This is a genomic window from Maritimimonas rapanae (assembly GCF_057837205.1).
The window spans coordinates 680,729-699,214 of record NZ_JBYQFI010000001.1 but is presented as its reverse complement, the minus strand read 5'-3'; the positions used below and the strand labels follow the sequence as shown (position 1 = coordinate 699,214).

Genomic DNA, 18,486 nt, shown 5'->3' with positions numbered 1-18,486 from the left:
ATTTATACCTATAGTTAATTAAAAAATATATAACTAAGACTGTCGTATAAAAATATATGAAATGAATAGAATTAAATAACACTCTAATTAGATTTTATTAAATTGTTAACGTAACTTTCAATAAATGATTCTTTCGACAAATTTTCTGCTCCCCAATTAGCTATTTCCTCTCTGTTATGAGTAAGAGAATTAATTAGATTTATATATTCTTCTTTATGAATTTTGTCTAGATCTTGTACAACTGTACCATAACCAGTCTTAGAAACAACTTCGGCAAAATCATAAACACCATAGCTAATTATCACTGGTAAACCAGTCATAAAATATTCAGCAAACTTTGTAGGAGAAGCTACATTATTCATAATAATATCTTCCCTTAAAAGTAAACCAATATCAGCAGCGTTTAAATAATTATTTACTTCATGGAATTCAACCTCTTTTATTATACAAGTGTTCGAAAATTCATCTTTCTCATTCAACAAAAACTCTCTTGCTAACTCAACATCAGGAGTTAACAATAAAATCTTAAAGTTATTATTCATGTTCCGTAAATACTTATAAAAGGAAAATATTTTATCGGGTATTTCCCATTTCATTTCTAACCTTCCAGAGTATACAATTAATATATCGTCATTTTTTAAATTGAGATTTTTTCTAACTTTTTTCCTAAATTCCTTATCATAAAAAAAAAGATTTGAATCTGCTGCACCTGGAAATACTACAAACTTGTTTATATTAACCTTAAATTTTCTCAAATAATAATTTTTTAATGCGTGAGATACGCAAAATACCTTATGTGATTTTTTGACCATAAGCTTTTCGCTAGTTTTAGAAAACCAATTTTTAATCCGTATTTTAAGGCTTAAATTTTGAAGGTTATTGTGTACATCTTCTTCATTGGAGGCAGCTCTTGCTTCAAAAATTAATTTAACTTTTGGTAACCATTTTAATAATATAAAAGTAAAACCAATAGAAGGCATTCTACTTTGAAATATTATTTTATCAAATTTTAAAAAATTTAAAATATAATGCTTAAACAACACTATAAATAATTTAACATCGCTGATTATTAATCTTTTAGGGTTCTTTATTTCAATGAATTTACCTAAAATTAATTTTTCAAATTCTTTTACATTTCTAGGGTCATTAACTTTAGTGGATAACGAAATACAATCTGTATCTACACCTTTATTATTGACTAATTTTATCCAGTTAAAAACTTGAGATTGGGTTACTGTAACCCATACGTCTGGCATTATATAAAATCTTTTAATTTTATCCTTGTCCATGCAACGTATTTTGAGCATATATTGATATTAAAGACGCATTGATATCAAAAATGGTATTTGGCACAATTGACTTTTCTCCTTTTAAATTTTTTATAATCTCGATGATTTGTCTTTCTCTTCCTTTATCTTGATAATTAAAATCTTCAATATGCTGATCATTTTGAAAATAATGTATACTCCTAATAAAATCTTCAATAACATATGATTCACCTTGGCAAAACACCTCAATTCGTTCTTTTAGTTGCTGACTATTACCGATTGCAGTATAAAAAATATTCGCTATTGACCCACGAGCATATTTTATAGTAATTATAAAATTGTCCTCGGTATAAATAAGTTTATTGTCAACTGGTATAGAAACAATATCTATTGACGTGATTTCTTCATCTATAATATAATTACTAAGATCAATAAAATGACAGGCTTCTCCCACAATTCTACCTCCACCAATTAAAGGATCTTGAATCCATGAATCTTTATGGATTTTTCCAGCATTGATTCTCATATTAATCATTATAGGACTAGAATGCTTCAATAGACGCTTCTTAATGTTTTGAATATGATTAGAGTATCTTCTATTAAAGCCAATAAAAAGTTTGGTTTTGTTATTACTTAGCTCGTCAACTATTCTTTCAACACCACTAATATCCAAGCTAAGTGGCTTCTCCACAAAAACATTTTTTCCACATTTCAAAGCTTCTAAAGAAAGATTAGAATGCAAATGATGTCTGGTGCCTATAATAATAAAATTGATAGTTTTATCGGAAAGTAGTTTTTTATAATCCCCTGTTATATATTTAAATCCATTTGCCTTACCTACTGCTAATGAACTATGTCCCGTTTTATTACATAAACCAATTAAATTTATGTTATCATTTTTAACTAAAGATGGTAGTATATACTCTTGAATGTAACTGCCAGCTCCTATAATCCCAACATTAATATCTCGAATAAAAGCTTTATCATTATTTAATATAATATTGTTATTAGTAAAATTGCCCTTTTTTAAATCCTCTTCATCGTTAAAATTAAAAAGCACTCCTATTTCATCACTAATTGGAGAAGCCAATCGTTTATATACTTCTGTTGCATCTAAAACATCATTAGTACTTGTAAGTAACTTTTCCACATTCACTTTATCATTAGATAGTAAATTTACAAACTCAATCATATTTCTATTTTCGGTCCATCTCACATATCCGATAGGATAATCATGTCCTTTTTCTTCATAATTCGGATCATATCTTCCTGGCCCATAAGAAGTTGATATTATTAAATTTTGTTCCTTTCGATAAAAGACTTCCCTTTCTAAATTCATTCCTACTGCACCTACAATTATAATATTTGCCTTTTCACGACATAAAATAAAAGAATCATTAATGGGGTTACTACTCGAAGTAGAGGCATAAATAACCGAAGCATCTGCACCAAAACCTAATGTAGCAGATTTTACAATATCTATAATATTCTTATCAGTTTGCCCATTAATAGTTATGTTAGCACCTAAAGATTTTGCCATATCAAGTTTATCATCTTTTATGTCTATAGCGATAACATTAATTCCCCAGCTATTAGCTATTTGCACAGCTATCAATCCTAGAAGACCAACTCCATAAATAATTATCCATTCTCCAGGTTGAACATTAGATCTCCTAATTCCATGCATCGCAATACTTCCTATGGTTGTGAAAGCCCCTGATTCATAAGTTACATTATCTGGTAACCGTACCACTAAATTTTTAGGTACAACAACAATTTCTCCATGTGCAGCATAACCATTACCTCCACATGCTACTCTATCACCAATATTAAAATTAGTAACAAGTCGTCCTTTTGCTATAACCTTTCCTGAATTACTGTAACCCAATGTATCATATTTTGATTCAATTTTTGAATCGTTTACTCTACTTAATAACTTGCTATAAACAGCATTTACTCCTTTTCCTTTAAATAGTTCTAACAATTTTTCAAATTGTTGCTTTTTTAATTCAACCTTATCGGAGAAGCTTTTAGGCTTGAGTGTACCAACCTCAGTACCTACACTAACTAAACTATTATAAACCTTTACTTGTATCTCATTATCGCTAGGCAATGGAATTGGTACTTCTTTAACTTTTATGCCTAAGTTTGTTTTAAAAATTTGCTTCATTATTTTCTACTTTCTCAATATGGGTTATAAATTCAATTTGACTATTTATTTTGAAATATACTATTATGTAATTAGCTAGTACCTTACTATTATACGATTTTGAAATATACTCTTTTTTTAATTCTATAAAATATTGAAAATCAGATTCAAAAGTGAGTTTAATATAATAGCCTTTTTTCTTACAAAACACAGTATTCTCTTCAATTCTAATCTCTACATTTTCATCAAAGTGAAAATGGCACTTAATTAAATGCTCTGCATTAGCAAAAATTTTGTCTACTATTTTCAGTTTATTTTCATCTTTTTTCAATTCAAATCTTCTAAAATGTTGAACAGGTCTTTCTAATCTTTCATAAGCAGAGTGAGTTCCTTCAAAAATATCAATATCTTCGTTCGAATACCATGATATTTCTCTAGGTAATCCATTTCTTTTTATACTCCAAAGATTAGCAACATTTAGATCGTTTTGATCTTGATCATCGACGGTTATAGTATTATGCATTGAAGTTGATCTGAACTTCAACCTTTCTTTGGGGTTTGAAGAGTATAAATAAGTCCCAGGGTCAATCAAAAAGAAAACTTCTTTATAAGCATAAACAAAAGACAACAAATCAGAATGTGTATGAGTACTACCTTTTACTTCATTATAATGACTTAACCCACTATTATTTATGAATAAATAACATTCATCACTTCTCATAATATAAAACCCGGCATCTGAAAAAGGTTTTGATTTTAAATTTTGAATATCCGGCTTCAAATTAAGATACTTTGACACACCTTGTTGCCCAAAAAGAAATAATACATCAATATTATTATCTCCAGAAAAATGCTTTAAATAGCTATCTTGAAATAAAACTGCACCTATGTTAAGAAGATATTGTTGATAGTTTATATTATAATTAAAAAAAGGCAGATATCTACCATTGTCTTGGTCACCAATTATAGGAGAATAACCACTAGATATGGTATAATTTGCAATAACGTCAAACATTTTATTCAAACGAAATAATATGTCAATTGGAATTTCAAAGTGATTCCTTTGAAGAATTATAATTGTATATGAAATCAGTTCAGTTACCAATCTATGATAGCTTGTAGTTCGTTCATAAGTAAATCCTGAAGGTAGAATCTGTAATCTAATTTCCCGAAAAAATTCATAAATACCATCTTCATTCCAAAGCTTCGTTTCATCAATTTTTAAATCTGTAAACAACATACTTATAAAAATTTGCCCAGCTAAGTCAGATAGATAATGATTATGATTATAAACTCTATTTTTTTCAGGGTGTTCATAGATGAATCTACCGTGCAAATAAAGAGATGTAAATATTTCTACATAAAATTCTTTGCTTAGTAAAGAGGATTTAGAAAACATAGGTAAAACAAATATCCAATTACTAGCTCGTATAGCTATATCCATGGAGCATGCCCAATTTATAGATCTTTTGTAAGGGTTTTCCTCTATCCAATCTCTTACTTGTGCTATAAATTCTTGAGTATATGATTCATTACCAGTTAAAATATAGGCCTGACCCAAGCTTAGAAAATGATGACACCTACTCAGTTCTCTTGGGAACTTAACATCTGCATTATTGTTAATATCTACCTGCTTATATTTAGAATAAAGCTTGCCTCTTGGCCATCTATATCCAGATTTAAAATCTAAATGCCAATCAATTCCTTCTTTAAAATTTACTTTTTTAGAAAAGATTTCAAATTTTCCTGATAGAATGTCATTAGCTTCTTCTAGAATATTGCTAATTTGAGACTTATTAATTACCCCAATCAGATCTCCTTTATCAACTTGAGGTATAACATTTAATAATTTATTTTTAATACTTGGAACATTGCGAAGTATTTTTTTTTTTACGTTTTTTTCTTGTAATTTTAAAAAAGAGTCGTATGGAATTATAACGAATTTTCTTATTATACCTGTAAGATTATAAGCAAATTTCTCATTTAAGTTTAATATTTTTCTAAGTATCAACGACATAAGTCATATGTAAGGGCATAATGCCTTAATTTTTTCTAATAAATTTATTCCACCATAAAGCAAAATTCAATATAAACCATAACTGAGGATCTTTATTTTGAATCATTCTATTGATTTCATTTTTATCAAAAAAATCTGTTTCTTTAATAAAACTTTCTATTACTTTCTGAGCATATTTTCCTAACTCCTCTTGAAACCAATCATTTAAAGGCACACCAAATCCTTGTTTTTCTCGATAAATTATTTCATGTGGAATTATACCTTCTGAAGCCTTCTTTAAAATATATTTTAAGGTTCCATTTTTTAATCTTATTGATTCTGGAATACTCATTCCGTATTCTACAAGCTTATAATCTAAAAATGGCACTCTAGTTTCAATACTTACACCCATACTCATTTTGTCCACGCGCATCAATAACAATTCAGGTAATCGTAGATTCAAGTCTAAGTATCCCATCCAATTAAATCTGTTTTTTTTGATATTCGATTTTTCAAAAGCTGTTTTGTATTTTTTAATAACCTCCCATGAACTCAAATTTTTAAATTTTCTCCTTAATCTTTTTGATAAAAGCTTATTCTTTTGACCTTCTGTGAAAACCTCTGCGCCTCCCCAAAAAAGATCTTCACCTTTACTAGCTCTTCTTAATAATTCATACTTGCTTGATCTTTCTTTTCCAAATATTTTTGCTATAAATAATAAAGTATTTTGAATAAACTTACCTGGTACTTTTTTATTCAAATAATAATAATCTATGTTTTTTTTCCAAGAAGGATACCCTATAAACACCTCATCGGAACCTTCACCAACATGACAAACTGTTACTCCTTTCTCTTTAGCTAGTTTTGATACATAATAAACAGGTACACATACTGGGTCAGCAATTGGCTCATCTTGTAGATATACCATTTTATCTAAAAAGTTTACCATATCATCTACACTAAGCTCATGTTCATAATGATCTGATTCTATTTTTTGTGAAACTATTTTTGCATACTTAGCTTCACTTTTATAATTACTATTATTATCGTCATATGTAATGGTAAATGTTTTGACTGGAAGATCTTCATTTTCTGAAAATAATGCAGCATTTAAACTAGAATCTATTCCTCCAGATAAAAAAACACCCGAAGGAACGTCACTAACCTTGTGCGAATTAACAGAATCTCTTAGTCGTCTCCTTAACTCTTCAACTATATCTTTCTCGCTATAGTTCTTATCAATAGATTCTTTTTCGTCACCTGGGCTCCAATACTTTTCTAAATTCATTGACAACTCCCCGTCATCTAAAAGGCTAATTTCTAAAAAAGTTCCTGCTGATAGTTTATTTATGTTTTTAAATAATGTGTTTGGAGCTGGTGTTGTTAAAAAACTAAGGTAATGATAAAATGACTCTTCATTAACTTGTCTATTAAAAGTTTTGTCTTTGAGTATTGCTTTAATTTCCGAAGCAAAAACAAATTTATCTCTTTGATTAGAATAATACAAAGGCTTTATACCCATCCTATCTCTAACAAGAAAAAGTTTGTTAAGATTTTCATCCCAAATTGCAAAAGCATATTGCCCCCTTAATTTATATATAAATTCTATACCCCATTGTTCATAAGCGTGTAATAGAACTTCTGTATCAGAGTGATCTGTTTTCCAAGAATAATTAAACTTCTGAAGTTCATTTTTTATTTCCTTAAAGTTATAAACCTCTCCATTGTAAGTAATAACAACTGTGTTGTTCTTATTACACATTGGTTGTGCAGCATTATCGCTTAGATCTAGAATTGACAACCGCCTGTGTGCTAATCCAACTCGTTTACCGTTAGAAATCCATAAACCGAACCCGTCAGGGCCTCGATGGATCATTTCATCTCTCATTTCGGTTAACAAATTTGATTCTACTCCATTTTCACCCTTACTTACTATTCCAACAATTCCACACATAATTTATAAACGCTAATAATCAATATTCATTTAAAACTTTTGCTATCATTTCAATCTCTTTTTGAGAATGGCTAAAAGAAATCGGTAAACTTAAAGTTGTTTTATGGATTTCATCAGAAATTGGAAAATGTTTTTCTGTCAGACTTGATAGCGCTTTTTGTCTATGGGGTGAAAGAGGGTAGTGAATGTCAGATTTTATCCCATTTTTAAGTAAAAAATCTCTTATCTCATTTCTTTTGGTATGCCTTATATTAAATATATGAAAAACGTCTTCATAATGTTCATTTCTTAGAGGTAAGATAAATTTTTTATCAAGCTCATCGAAATAGATTTGAGCTAATTTCTTTTTATGATTATTCATTTTATCAAGATATTTCAATTTCACTCTCAAAAATGCTGCTTGAATTTCGTCTAACCGGGAGTTATATCCAATTATTTCATTTATATATCTTTTTGATGATCCGTAATTTCTCAACATACGCATCTTATTATAAACATTCTGATTATTCGTTGTTACCGCTCCAGCATCTCCAATTGCCCCAAGGTTTTTGGTAGGGTAAAAACTAAATGCCGCAGCATCTCCAAAGGTCCCTGCTTTTCTCCCTTTAAAAGACGCACCATGACATTGGGCACAATCCTCAATCAGCTTCAAATTATACTTCTTTTTTATTGTTATTATGGAGTCCATATCACATACCTTACCATAAAGGTGTACAACTAAAATAGCAGAAGTATTCTTTGTAATATGGTTTTCAATTAGATTAGAATCTAAATTATAAGTAAATATACTTGGCTCTACAAGAATTGGCCTATAGCCTGCATGAATTATAGAAAGTATTGATGCAATATATGTATTTGAAGGAACAATAATTTCTGAGCCTTTTGGTAAATCTAAAGCTAATAACGACAGAGTTATTGCATCTAATCCTGAAGCAACACCCACACAAAATTTAGAACCAATATAGTTTGCATATTCATTTTCAAATTTTTTAACTTGTTCTCCTAGAATATACCAACCTTTTGTTATCGTTTTTGAAGCTGTCTCAATTAATTCTTTCATAAAAGGTTCATTAACCTTTTTTAGATTCTCATATTGTATCATAAGGTTCATCTATATAATCATTTTCAATAAAATCTTCTGAAGCCAATACAAGCAATATTGTTCCTTCATTTAAGTTCTTCATAATATGAAAATCTTCAGGGTAAAGAATTAGGCATTTATGTGGCTTATCTAGTCTATAATCTTCTTTAATAAAATTATTATCACAAGAAACAACACAACTTCCTTTAAGGCAAATCAAAGCTTGTGTTGTTATCTTATGCCTGTGCCCTCCTCTATCTTTATTATTAGTATCATAAATAAAATATACTCTTTTAATCTTAAAAGGTAGTATTTTTTCAATCACTGTTAGTTTCCCTCTAACATCACTAAAAGTTGGTAATTCTATTAAGGCAGCCATCTGTAATGATTTAAGTATTTATAGAAAAAAGTCGTGTCAGTTAATTTTGGTAAAATTATCCTTCTAATTTCACCTAATATGAACTTGGAAAAATTATATTGATAATCTTGGTATTCAAAATTTCTTCTCGATATATTTAATTTATTAATTAATTCTTTCTCTTTGTTTGATAATTTATTAATGTAATCTTTGTATATAAATTTAAAAAAATCTTTATCACTTTTATAAAGTCCAACATTCATTGCTCTATTTGAATATATTTTTAAACCTTCAAAATGATAAAATATTATATCAACATCTGTATGAATTTGACTATTGTAGGCTTTTAAGTTACCATTCTCTTCAAAAAAACGATAATAATTTAAATTCCACCTTGCCACCCCTCCACCTCTATTCTGCATTTCTATAACACCATCAAATAATTTCGTCCAGGTATTTAGGTAGCCTTGATCTGCCCACTTTCCATCTTCAGCTTTTAAATAACACCACTCAATACAACTTTTTTTCCACCACTCAATGACCTTAATGCCATTAGAATCATTAACAAAAGGAATAAATTGAACACAATATTTCCCACTTTCCATTTCTTTTTCTGTAGGGTTAAAACGCCAATGCTCAGTAATCAAAACCGAAGCATTTTCTAGTTCTTTAATTATAATTAAAGGGTCTTTGTAAAAATATAAATCTGCATCTAAATAAGTGACATGAGAAACTTCATATTTTTTTAAGACAAAGTCAATTATATGAGGTGTACAAGTGAAAAAATACTCTGATTTATTCCGAGAAGTAATCGTATCCTTTAATTCGGGATAAAATCTTTCCAGGTCCTTCAATTTTACAGGAATAATATTTTTATAGTTTAATTTGATTAAATAATTATAAGTAGAATCATCGAAAGTAAAATAATATAAATTAAATTTATTACTACATTTATCTGTTAATGAGTCATACATTACCAAAGCTTTAGTAATATAATTAACAGATGTCATTATACAAAAATTCAACACGTTATTTGTTCCAAATTCCATTAGCTTTATTGTTTATTATTTTTTTATATTGTATGGGCGCTATTACAAAACCTTCAATATTTGCTATAATAGATGCAATAACTAAACTAACTATGCCTAGGTTGTAATACTTTATCAAAACATAAGCAACAATAATAAATATTAGAGCGCTAATATTTGATAATATTAGCTGTAATTTTATCTTACCAGTTCCATTTATAAACATATTAAAAATACCTCCAAAAGTATAAGTAATAAAATAAATCAATAATACAAATGATAAATTAAAAGGGATTAAAATTTCATCGCCAAGCCATAATTTATAAAACTGTTTAGCGAATAATAACATAATTATCCCTCCAAGGCATAATAGCAACCAAATTTTAATTAATTTATTTATTGTGTTCTTAATCCAATACAAATCTTGTTTTACCCATGCTTCCGTATATGCCGACCAAAAAGGAGAAACAATTATTGTAAATGCCATTGTAAGAATAGAGAAATATTTATAAGCAACATTGTAAATTGTCACATCAGAAGGGCCAAAATATTGAGCTATTATTATATTAGTTGATTGATAAATTATTAAACCAGCTATCTGAATAGCGAAAAACTTTACACCTAAATTTAAAAGGTCTTTTGCATATTTTAATTTAACATACTTAAATGAGGGAGCTATTCGTTGATAGTCATTATTAAAAAAATATATCGTTGCAAGTACAAGTACGAAAAATGGTACAACACTTAATGTCAATCCTATGTAAATTAATGATCCGTTAGTAGTTTTGGTTAATACATAGATTATTATTAACGATATAAGATTGCCAATTGGTCCAAAGGTATTGGCAACTGCTGGTCGTTGGTCAGCAGTTAAAACGATATTTATAAGTTGAAAAATAAATCTCAAAAAAAAGAAACCAAATACTATGAACGATAAATAAGTTAAATCTTTTGCTAATGATTTGTCAGTATTTAAAATTGCTGTCCAGTCAACAAAGAAATTTCCGATAAAGAAAACCAAAATTAAAATCAGCATAATAAAACTCAAAATGGCGTAAGTTGTACTAACATAAGCCTTCCCTAAATTATAGTCTTCTATTGCTAAAGCTTCGGCTAATTTATTTCTTAATCCACTCCCCAAACCTATTTCAAAAAATGAAAACCATGTTAAAAAAGATGTAAGCGTGAGCCAAATTCCATATTTAGTTTGATCTAAATAATCTAGTGTAACTCTAACCATCAAAAAACCAACAATCATACTTAGCCCTTTGATAAATGCCGTAGCTAATATATTTTTCTTGGCCTTAACAGTTCTTTCATGACCTTTAAAAAAATCAAGAATAAATTGTCTAACTTTATTAAGCATCTAGATATAAATCTTGTTCATTAGTATTAGATACGTAAAATTTATTAACTAATATGGCAATTATTAATCCCATTTCCATCATATTAAATGAAACTAAAGTGAAATTTGCAAGGGCAAAACCAATAATGCCGAGCAAAGGCCCCCAAAAACCAGTAATTTTGGAATCATTGAATAATTTTTTAATCAAAAGAACTAAAAAAATAATGAATAAAGAGCCACCAACCAGCCCATATAGAAAAAACAATGCTAAAAATCCAACATGAATTTGAGAAGATTTACCCCCTAATGCTTGACGCAAATCAAAATTGTGTTGATCTCTATTCCCCATTCCATACTTAACATCTCCTGTTCCAAAAATCGGATTTTTCCAATATAATTTATTAAAAACTGTAAAAGCAAGAATTCTTGTACTTGCTGATTTTTGATGAGTGTATTTATTATTTGATTCTAAAATTCTGTCTTGTACAACTCCGCTCACGTTTACACCTGCAGAATTTAGTATAAAATATGTTGATATAAGTATTATAGGGACTATAACTGTATATTTTAAAAATAATCTAAATTTGTATTTCTCACCTATAAATAATAAGATAAAAACAAGTAGACAATTTACCATAATCCATCTTGCTTTAGTGAGAATAGCATACAATAATCCTAGTAAAATCCAAATCATTATTTTTTTACCTTTTTTACCATGTCTTTCAACTACAATTATGAAAACTGGAATAAAGGCAAATCCATTGGATAACAGATTTATCCATGAGTAAATCGAGTATAATCTATCCTCAGTACCGCTTTCAGTAGAAAAACTTTGAACCATATCAGTACGCATAAAAAAACTAATATTAAACAATTGCTGGTATAGAATTACAATAAAGGCTATCACTAAAATTTTTATACTAGCGTTCATAACGAAACGAAAATACTTTCTAGTAATTGGAGTATTCTCTATTATAAATAACAAATTAAAACCACCTATTAATCTATATGAGAAAATATACTTCAATTTAAAGTCTCGGTCTAGTTGAACAAAAGTTGAATAGAATATATAAGCAATAAATAAAAGATAAAAGATAAGATAAGGGGGGAAATTTATTGGTTCTTGTTTGCCCTTTTTAAATAAAACTAGCACTACACCCACATAAGTAACTAATTGATAAGTAGTTAAAAAATCCACTTTTAAAAAATTGTAACTAAAGTAGGCTACAAAAGGCGCAAAAATCATAATCAATAAGATAAATCGATTAAATCTATTAACTACAGAATAATCAGAATTCATCTTCACAACTTAAAGTTTTTGATTAAAAAAATTTTGTTGTTCCCACCACAAACTAGAGCAAAGTCTATCATTAGGAGGTTCAATATCATTAAAAGTTATAACATTATCTTTAGGAATATCTTTTATTACTTGACATCCTTCAGCCAGTCCAATTGGCAATAAGTTCTCTTTATAAACATTTTCTACATTTTCGCATAAGCCATAAGTCTTATAATAACCTAAACCATCTAAAATTTCGCCCTTTTTAATATCAACCTTAGCTGTTGCAACTACTTCAACAGTAGGTCCAGCTAGTGGAGCTAAAGCAGCATCGTTAAATAAAACTGCTCTTGCAGCTGTAAATGGGACTTCAAAATGACATAAATGATACGGGGTATAAAATAAATACAATGGTCCTTCACCTAATTTATATAAATTCAAATAATGTTTTTGAATAGGGTCATTGTGTGTACCTAACACAAAAACTCCTGGACCAGGTTCAGCTCTCACTACATAATCAACTATCCCAGGGCCTTCTAAAAGTTTTTCAAGAGGATAAATAGAGTGTACAACATCTTTTAAATGGGCACCAGGCTCAACAGTAGGGCCATACATTCCACGTTTACCCACTTTCATCCCTGTAGCATTTGCAACAATAGCTTGTTCAAAAGAAATTTTGGTACCATCAGCAAATGAAGTAACCATATGAGGCTTTTGTCCCCATTTTTCGGCAAATGCTTTTTGTGTTGTAGGGTTTCTATAAGGATCATGTAATCCTTTTATATTACCGCACAAAACTGGCTTTACACCTAAAGACTTGACGAACCTATATAAATTGCCTTCCACACCTGGCTGATCACCATCTGCCGAAGTTAAAACTACCCCATTTTTATCTGCATAATATTTCAGAATTGGCCCTACAGTTCCATCAACTTCAGGGTTCATCATAACAACATGTTTCTTATTATTGATCGCTCTCAATATAAGATGAGCTGCATATTCAACTGTACCAGTAACTTCAATAATAACATCAATTCCTTCAGCATCACAAATTAACTCTGCATTATCTGTTATACTAAATTTTTTATACTTAATATTATCGCAAAGTTGATTGAGATTATCAACCTCTTTTACTTCCTTTATTTGTGCCTCAGTATACGCTTTTCTTGCCTTTTCAATATTTCTATTAGCAATAGCTACCAATTCCATACCTGGTATATACTTACAGATTTGCAAAGCAATGCCACTTCCCATAAAGCCAGCTCCTATCATTCCAACTTTAACCGGATTATTTTCTTCAGCTCTTTTTTTTAGGGCGGTATCTACAATTATCATTATTTAATATTGATTAAAATCTGGATGAGTTTTGTCTTTTTCTGAAATGACTTTAGGTTCTAGTGGCCAATCAACCTTAAATGAATGATCATTCCATCTAATACCTAATTCGGCCCCAGGTGTATAAAATTCGGTAACCATATAAGTTACTTCAGAGTTGTCTTCTAACGTGATAAAGCCATGGGCAAAATCTTCTGGCACATATAACATTTTATAATTATTCTGAGTTAACTCAATACCAAACCATTGTTTATAAGTTGAAGAATTCTTCCTCAAGTCTATTATAACGTCAAAAATTGCTCCCCTAGTACATCTTATTAATTTAGTTTCCTGATAAGGATCATTTTGATAGTGCATACCTCGCAAAGTTCCTTTGCTTTTACTAAATGAAGTATTCGCTTGAGCAATATTAGTATTAAGTCCATACTTTTTAAGCTCATTCATGCACCAAGACCTGCCAAAGAAACCTCTTTCATCTTCTAGTTTTTGTATTTCAATAACGTAAGCACCTTTTAGTTTTGTTTCAGAAAATTTCATCTATTAAAATTTTAATTCCAAAAGCTCTACCATTTTTTCCATTTAGAATTGCCAGAATTCCAAAGACTTTCTAACATGTTTTTATCTCTTAGAGAATCCATACTTTGCCAAAATCCTGAATGTTTGTACGCAGATAAATTATCATTATTTGCTAAATTTTCCATAGGATCTCTCTCCCATATAGTACTATCATTCTCTATAAAATCAAATACTTCTGGTTCGAGAACAAAAAAACCACCATTAATCCATGCTACATCAAACCCATCAGACGTATCCGTAGGCTTTTCTCTAAAACTACTTATACGTGTTTGTTCAGCTTCTAAATTAAATGCCCCATATCTTCCAGGTGGTTGAACAGCAGTAAGAGTTGCATATGTTTTTTGCTTCATATGAAATTCTAGTAATTCAGTAATATTGACATCACTGACACCATCACCATAAGTAAGAAAAAACCTTTCATTCCCAATATACTTCTGTACTCTTTTTACCCTCCCTCCTGTCATACTTTCATCACCAGTATCAACCAAAGTAACTCTCCAAGGTTCAGTTTTTGTTTTATGTACTTCCATTGAATTCTTCTGAAGGTCAAAAGTTACATCAGAGGATTCAAGAAAATAATTTGAAAAATATTCTTTTATCATATTTCCCTTATATCCACAACAAATAACAAAATCATTAAAACCATGATGTGAATACATTTTCATAATATGCCATAAGATTGGTTTACCTCCAATTTCGACTAAGGGTTTAGGTTTTACTCTAGTTTCTTCACTTAGTCTAGTTCCAAAACCTCCTGCTAGTATAACTGTTTTCATAGAATTATCAACCTTTATATAGTATTATTTTTTCCATATAAGATCATTATCTAATTTATCATTATTCAATAAATGATCTAATTGTTTTAACCTAATAAAATATCTCCCATTAAAATGTTCATTATCCATTCCAAACTTCTTATATCCTTGGTAAATATCTTCAACTGCTTTTTTTAATTTCCACTTTGGTTTAAAATTGGGTAATTCTTCTGCTATCTTAGAAAAATCTACTCTATAAGAACGTGAATCACTGCCATGTTCACCTGTAATGACTACATCACAATTTGGTATTACTTCACCAACAATTCTAGCCACATCTTTTATTTGAAAATTCTCACTATTCTGACCAACATTAAAGGACTTTCCATTAACTTTTTCTTTGGGTGCTTCTACTACAGCAACAAAAGCTCGAGCTATATCCTCTGTATGTACCAAGGGCCTCCAAGGAGTACCATCACTCATAATTCTAATCTCACCTGTTGTCATAGCCCATCCTACCAAATTATTAACTACTAAGTCTAATCGTAGCTTAGGGGATAATCCATAGGCAGTAGCATTTCTTAAAAAAGTGACCGAAAAATTTTCATCACCCATTGGCTTAACATCTTTTTCAGTTTCAACTTTACTTACAGCATAAGCAGTTACTGGTGCAAAATCTGCGGTTTCGTCTAAAGCTTTATCTCCATCCGCTATACCGTACATACTACAAGAAGCAGAGAATATAAACTTTTTAACTCCTACATCTTTTGCTAACTTAGCAAGGTTTACTGAAGCCTTATGATTTATATCATAAGTCAAATTTTCATTTAGAGCCCCCATAGGATCGTTTGACAAACCTGCTAAATGACATATGGCATAAATATCTTCTAAATCAGACTTGTTAACTTCTCTAATATCTTTGATTAATTCTAAATCAGGCTTTTCGTAATAAGAAAATTTACAGCTATCATCAAAGTAGTTGGTGTCTATACCTACAACTTTATAACCTGCTTCTTTTAATAACCTAGTCAAATGAGGGCCAATGTATCCATTATGTCCCGTAACTAAAACCTTTTTCATGTTGTTCTTTTATTAATTTTAATTAGTTGATTTAAATATTTTCCAATAGCCAAACTAGAAGTTAATCCAGGTGATTCAATACCTATTAAATTATAATAATTTTCATACCCTTTATCTTTTTCTTCTTTGATTATAAAATCTCTAAATGGGTCGCCATTTTTTTGCAATTTAGGTCTTATCCCAGAGTAAGCAGGATATAAATCTTCTTTTTCTAAAAATGGAAAAAATCTTTTAGCTGACTTATAAAAATTATCCTTATGATTTATATCTACAGTATAATCAATCTTATTATTATCTAAATAAATAACGTTAGGACCTAGCTTTAAACCATTATCAATATCTTTGGTAGCATGTACTCCTAAACCAACTAAATTTTTATTTGGAACTGGATATATAAGCCTATTAATCAATCTATTTTTACCATTTCCTATGGCAAAATATTCTCCCTTACAATAGTAAAGATTATAATTTGTATCTCTAATTCCAACTAAATTAGATATTTTATCAGAATTTAAGCCAGCAGCATTAATTAAAATTTGAGTTGTAAAATCAAAAGTATCATCATCTTTGTCTATAATTCTTAATATATAACTATTATCAGCTACCTTTTTAATTTCACTTACTTCAGAATTATACACTAAATTGACTCCATTATTAACAGAACAATTTTCTAATTGCTTCATAAACCCATAAGAATCGATTACTCCAGTTTCGGAAACTAGAAGAGCTCCTACTGCATTAATATTTGGCTCAAGTTTACAGATTTCTTTCTCAGTTATTCTTCGAACATTTTCAACACCATTATTTTTACCTTGCTGAAAAATTTTGTCTAGCTCTTCCAACTCTTTTTGATTAGTAGCTACTATTAATTTTCCACATTTATTATATGAAACACTATAATTATCACAAAAATCATAAAGTAACTTTCTACCTTCAATACACAATTTAGTTTTTAAAGAATCTGTTGGGTAATAAATACCTGAATGAATTACTTCGCTACTCCTGCTCGATGTTTCTTCTCCAAACTTCTCATTTTTTTCTATTACAAAAATATCATCAAATCTTTTGGATAATTGATAAGCAATAGAAAGTCCTACTACTCCAGCTCCGATTATTGTAACTTGAGCATCGTACATTATCTTTTTTTAATTTTATTAAAAGGATGTTGGCTTAATGGTAATTTAGCCATAGGATGATAATCGTTTTTCAATGGACAGATATCTTTGTTTCTAATTTCATGTACAATATTAATTGAAGTTCTAGCATCCTCTAAACTAAAGCCATTATTACTTATAATATTTTCATAACTTTTAGTATGCAAATCAAAAAAACCATCACTAAATTCTATTTCTTCATTATCAACCGTTATAGATCTGTAAGTTGTTTGTCCTTTTTCTTTTATTTCATTAGGTAAAATATCATAATTGATAGATAAAAACCAGCGAACTCTTGCTCTTTCAAATTCTAAATAACCAGACGCACGATCATGATTATGCAAGTGAACTACATTACTTTTTAAGGATCCAAAAATCCATGAAAGCATGTCAAAAAAGTGAATCCCAATATTTGTAGCTATTCCTCCAGATTTAGCAATATTACCTTTCCAAGAAGTATAATACCAATTACCTCTAGAAGTTAAATAAATTAAGTCAACATCATATATCTTATCTTTAGGGCCATCTTCAATTTTTTTCTTTAAGTCAATTATACTTGGATGCAATCTTAATTGCAAAATTGTATTAACTTTCTTTCCATATTGGTTTTCAACATCCTTAAGAGCATCTATATTCCAAGGATTTAGAACTAATGGTTTTTCACAAATAGCATTAGCCCCACTTCTCAGTGCCATTCTAATATGTGAGTCATGTAAATAATTAGGAGTACAAATACTTATATAATCTAAAACAACACCTTTTCTCCTTAACTTTTCTATATGACGATCGAAACGCTCAAATTCGACAAAAAATGCTGCATTTGGAAAATAACTATCCATTACCCCAACGCTGTCAAACTTATCAAGTGTTACCAACAATTGATTATTAGTTTCCTTTATAGCTCGCAAGTGTCTTATAGCAATATAACCACCTACACCAATCATTGCAAAATTTTTATTTTTCATAATTAGAATAGCTTAAACTGATATTAGATAAGACAACTTAGACCAAAAAATTACTATTATTTTTTCTGATGAAGGCCTCTTTTTCTTTTAAAGCTTACCAAAAGTAATTTTTTTATTATAAAAAACAAAAAACCACTAATTTAATTTAGTGGTTTTTCCGTTA

The 18,486-nt window shown here is 29.3% G+C and carries 15 protein-coding genes; all 15 read right to left on the bottom strand.

Going from position 1 to position 18,486, the window contains the following annotated elements; all coding sequences use genetic code 11:
• Positions 1–83 precede the first annotated feature (83 nt).
• The 15 genes from AC3IF2_RS03305 to AC3IF2_RS03235 are packed head-to-tail and all read right to left on the bottom strand — an operon-like array spanning position 84 to position 18,323.
• Positions 84–1,289: a glycosyltransferase gene (locus tag AC3IF2_RS03305; RefSeq protein WP_489165609.1), complete on the bottom strand. Its 1,206-nt coding sequence runs from the start codon at positions 1,287–1,289 to the stop codon at positions 84–86.
• Positions 1,276–3,438 carry a bi-domain-containing oxidoreductase gene (locus tag AC3IF2_RS03300; RefSeq protein ID WP_489165608.1) on the bottom strand — a complete coding sequence of 721 codons (2,163 nt, stop codon included), beginning with the start codon at positions 3,436–3,438 and terminating at the stop codon, positions 1,276–1,278. Before AC3IF2_RS03300 ends, AC3IF2_RS03305 begins: the two co-directional genes overlap by 14 nt.
• A complete protein-coding gene (locus AC3IF2_RS03295) occupies positions 3,422–5,434 on the bottom strand; it encodes an alginate lyase family protein (RefSeq protein WP_489165607.1) in 2,013 nt (670 codons plus the stop codon). Before AC3IF2_RS03295 ends, AC3IF2_RS03300 begins: the two co-directional genes overlap by 17 nt.
• A 25-nt stretch (positions 5,435–5,459) precedes the next feature.
• The gene (asnB, locus tag AC3IF2_RS03290) at positions 5,460–7,367 is read right to left on the bottom strand and encodes an asparagine synthase (glutamine-hydrolyzing) (protein ID WP_489165606.1); all 1,908 of its coding nucleotides are present in this window, start codon (positions 7,365–7,367) and stop codon (positions 5,460–5,462) included.
• 19 nt (positions 7,368–7,386) lie between these two features.
• Complete coding sequence (locus AC3IF2_RS03285; protein ID WP_489165605.1) at positions 7,387–8,427, bottom strand: DegT/DnrJ/EryC1/StrS family aminotransferase; 1,041 nt, start codon at positions 8,425–8,427, stop codon at positions 7,387–7,389.
• A 28-nt stretch (positions 8,428–8,455) separates the two neighbouring features.
• Positions 8,456–8,827, bottom strand: coding sequence for a sugar 3,4-ketoisomerase (locus AC3IF2_RS03280; protein ID WP_489165604.1), 372 nt, complete (start codon positions 8,825–8,827; stop codon positions 8,456–8,458).
• The gene (locus AC3IF2_RS03275; RefSeq protein ID WP_489165603.1) at positions 8,815–9,816 is read right to left on the bottom strand and encodes a hypothetical protein; all 1,002 of its coding nucleotides are present in this window, start codon (positions 9,814–9,816) and stop codon (positions 8,815–8,817) included. The genes AC3IF2_RS03280 and AC3IF2_RS03275 overlap by 13 nt, the downstream gene beginning before the upstream one ends.
• 19 nt (positions 9,817–9,835) lie before the next feature.
• Positions 9,836–11,200, bottom strand: coding sequence for a lipopolysaccharide biosynthesis protein (locus tag AC3IF2_RS03270; protein WP_489165602.1), 1,365 nt, complete (start codon positions 11,198–11,200; stop codon positions 9,836–9,838).
• Positions 11,193–12,479: an O-antigen ligase family protein gene (locus AC3IF2_RS03265; protein ID WP_489165601.1), complete on the bottom strand. Its 1,287-nt coding sequence runs from the start codon at positions 12,477–12,479 to the stop codon at positions 11,193–11,195. The genes AC3IF2_RS03270 and AC3IF2_RS03265 overlap by 8 nt, the downstream gene beginning before the upstream one ends.
• Before the next feature lie 9 nt (positions 12,480–12,488).
• Positions 12,489–13,793 (bottom strand): NAD(P)H-dependent oxidoreductase, encoded by a 1,305-nt coding sequence (locus AC3IF2_RS03260; RefSeq protein WP_489165600.1) that lies wholly within the window; start codon positions 13,791–13,793, stop codon positions 12,489–12,491.
• A gap of 3 nt (positions 13,794–13,796) precedes the next feature.
• Entirely contained in the window at positions 13,797–14,330 is a 534-nt protein-coding gene (rfbC, locus tag AC3IF2_RS03255) for a dTDP-4-dehydrorhamnose 3,5-epimerase (protein ID WP_489165599.1), read from the bottom strand.
• A gap of 26 nt (positions 14,331–14,356) precedes the next feature.
• Positions 14,357–15,145: a glucose-1-phosphate cytidylyltransferase gene (rfbF, locus tag AC3IF2_RS03250; RefSeq protein ID WP_489165598.1), complete on the bottom strand. Its 789-nt coding sequence runs from the start codon at positions 15,143–15,145 to the stop codon at positions 14,357–14,359.
• 24 nt (positions 15,146–15,169) lie between these two features.
• A complete protein-coding gene (locus AC3IF2_RS03245) occupies positions 15,170–16,204 on the bottom strand; it encodes an NAD-dependent epimerase/dehydratase family protein (protein WP_489165597.1) in 1,035 nt (344 codons plus the stop codon).
• Positions 16,201–17,340, bottom strand: coding sequence for an NAD(P)/FAD-dependent oxidoreductase (locus tag AC3IF2_RS03240; protein ID WP_489165596.1), 1,140 nt, complete (start codon positions 17,338–17,340; stop codon positions 16,201–16,203). The genes AC3IF2_RS03245 and AC3IF2_RS03240 overlap by 4 nt, the downstream gene beginning before the upstream one ends.
• Positions 17,340–18,323, bottom strand: a complete 984-nt coding sequence (locus AC3IF2_RS03235; RefSeq protein ID WP_489165595.1) for a Gfo/Idh/MocA family protein — start codon at positions 18,321–18,323, stop codon at positions 17,340–17,342. Before AC3IF2_RS03235 ends, AC3IF2_RS03240 begins: the two co-directional genes overlap by 1 nt.
• Positions 18,324–18,486: the final 163 nt, after the last annotated feature.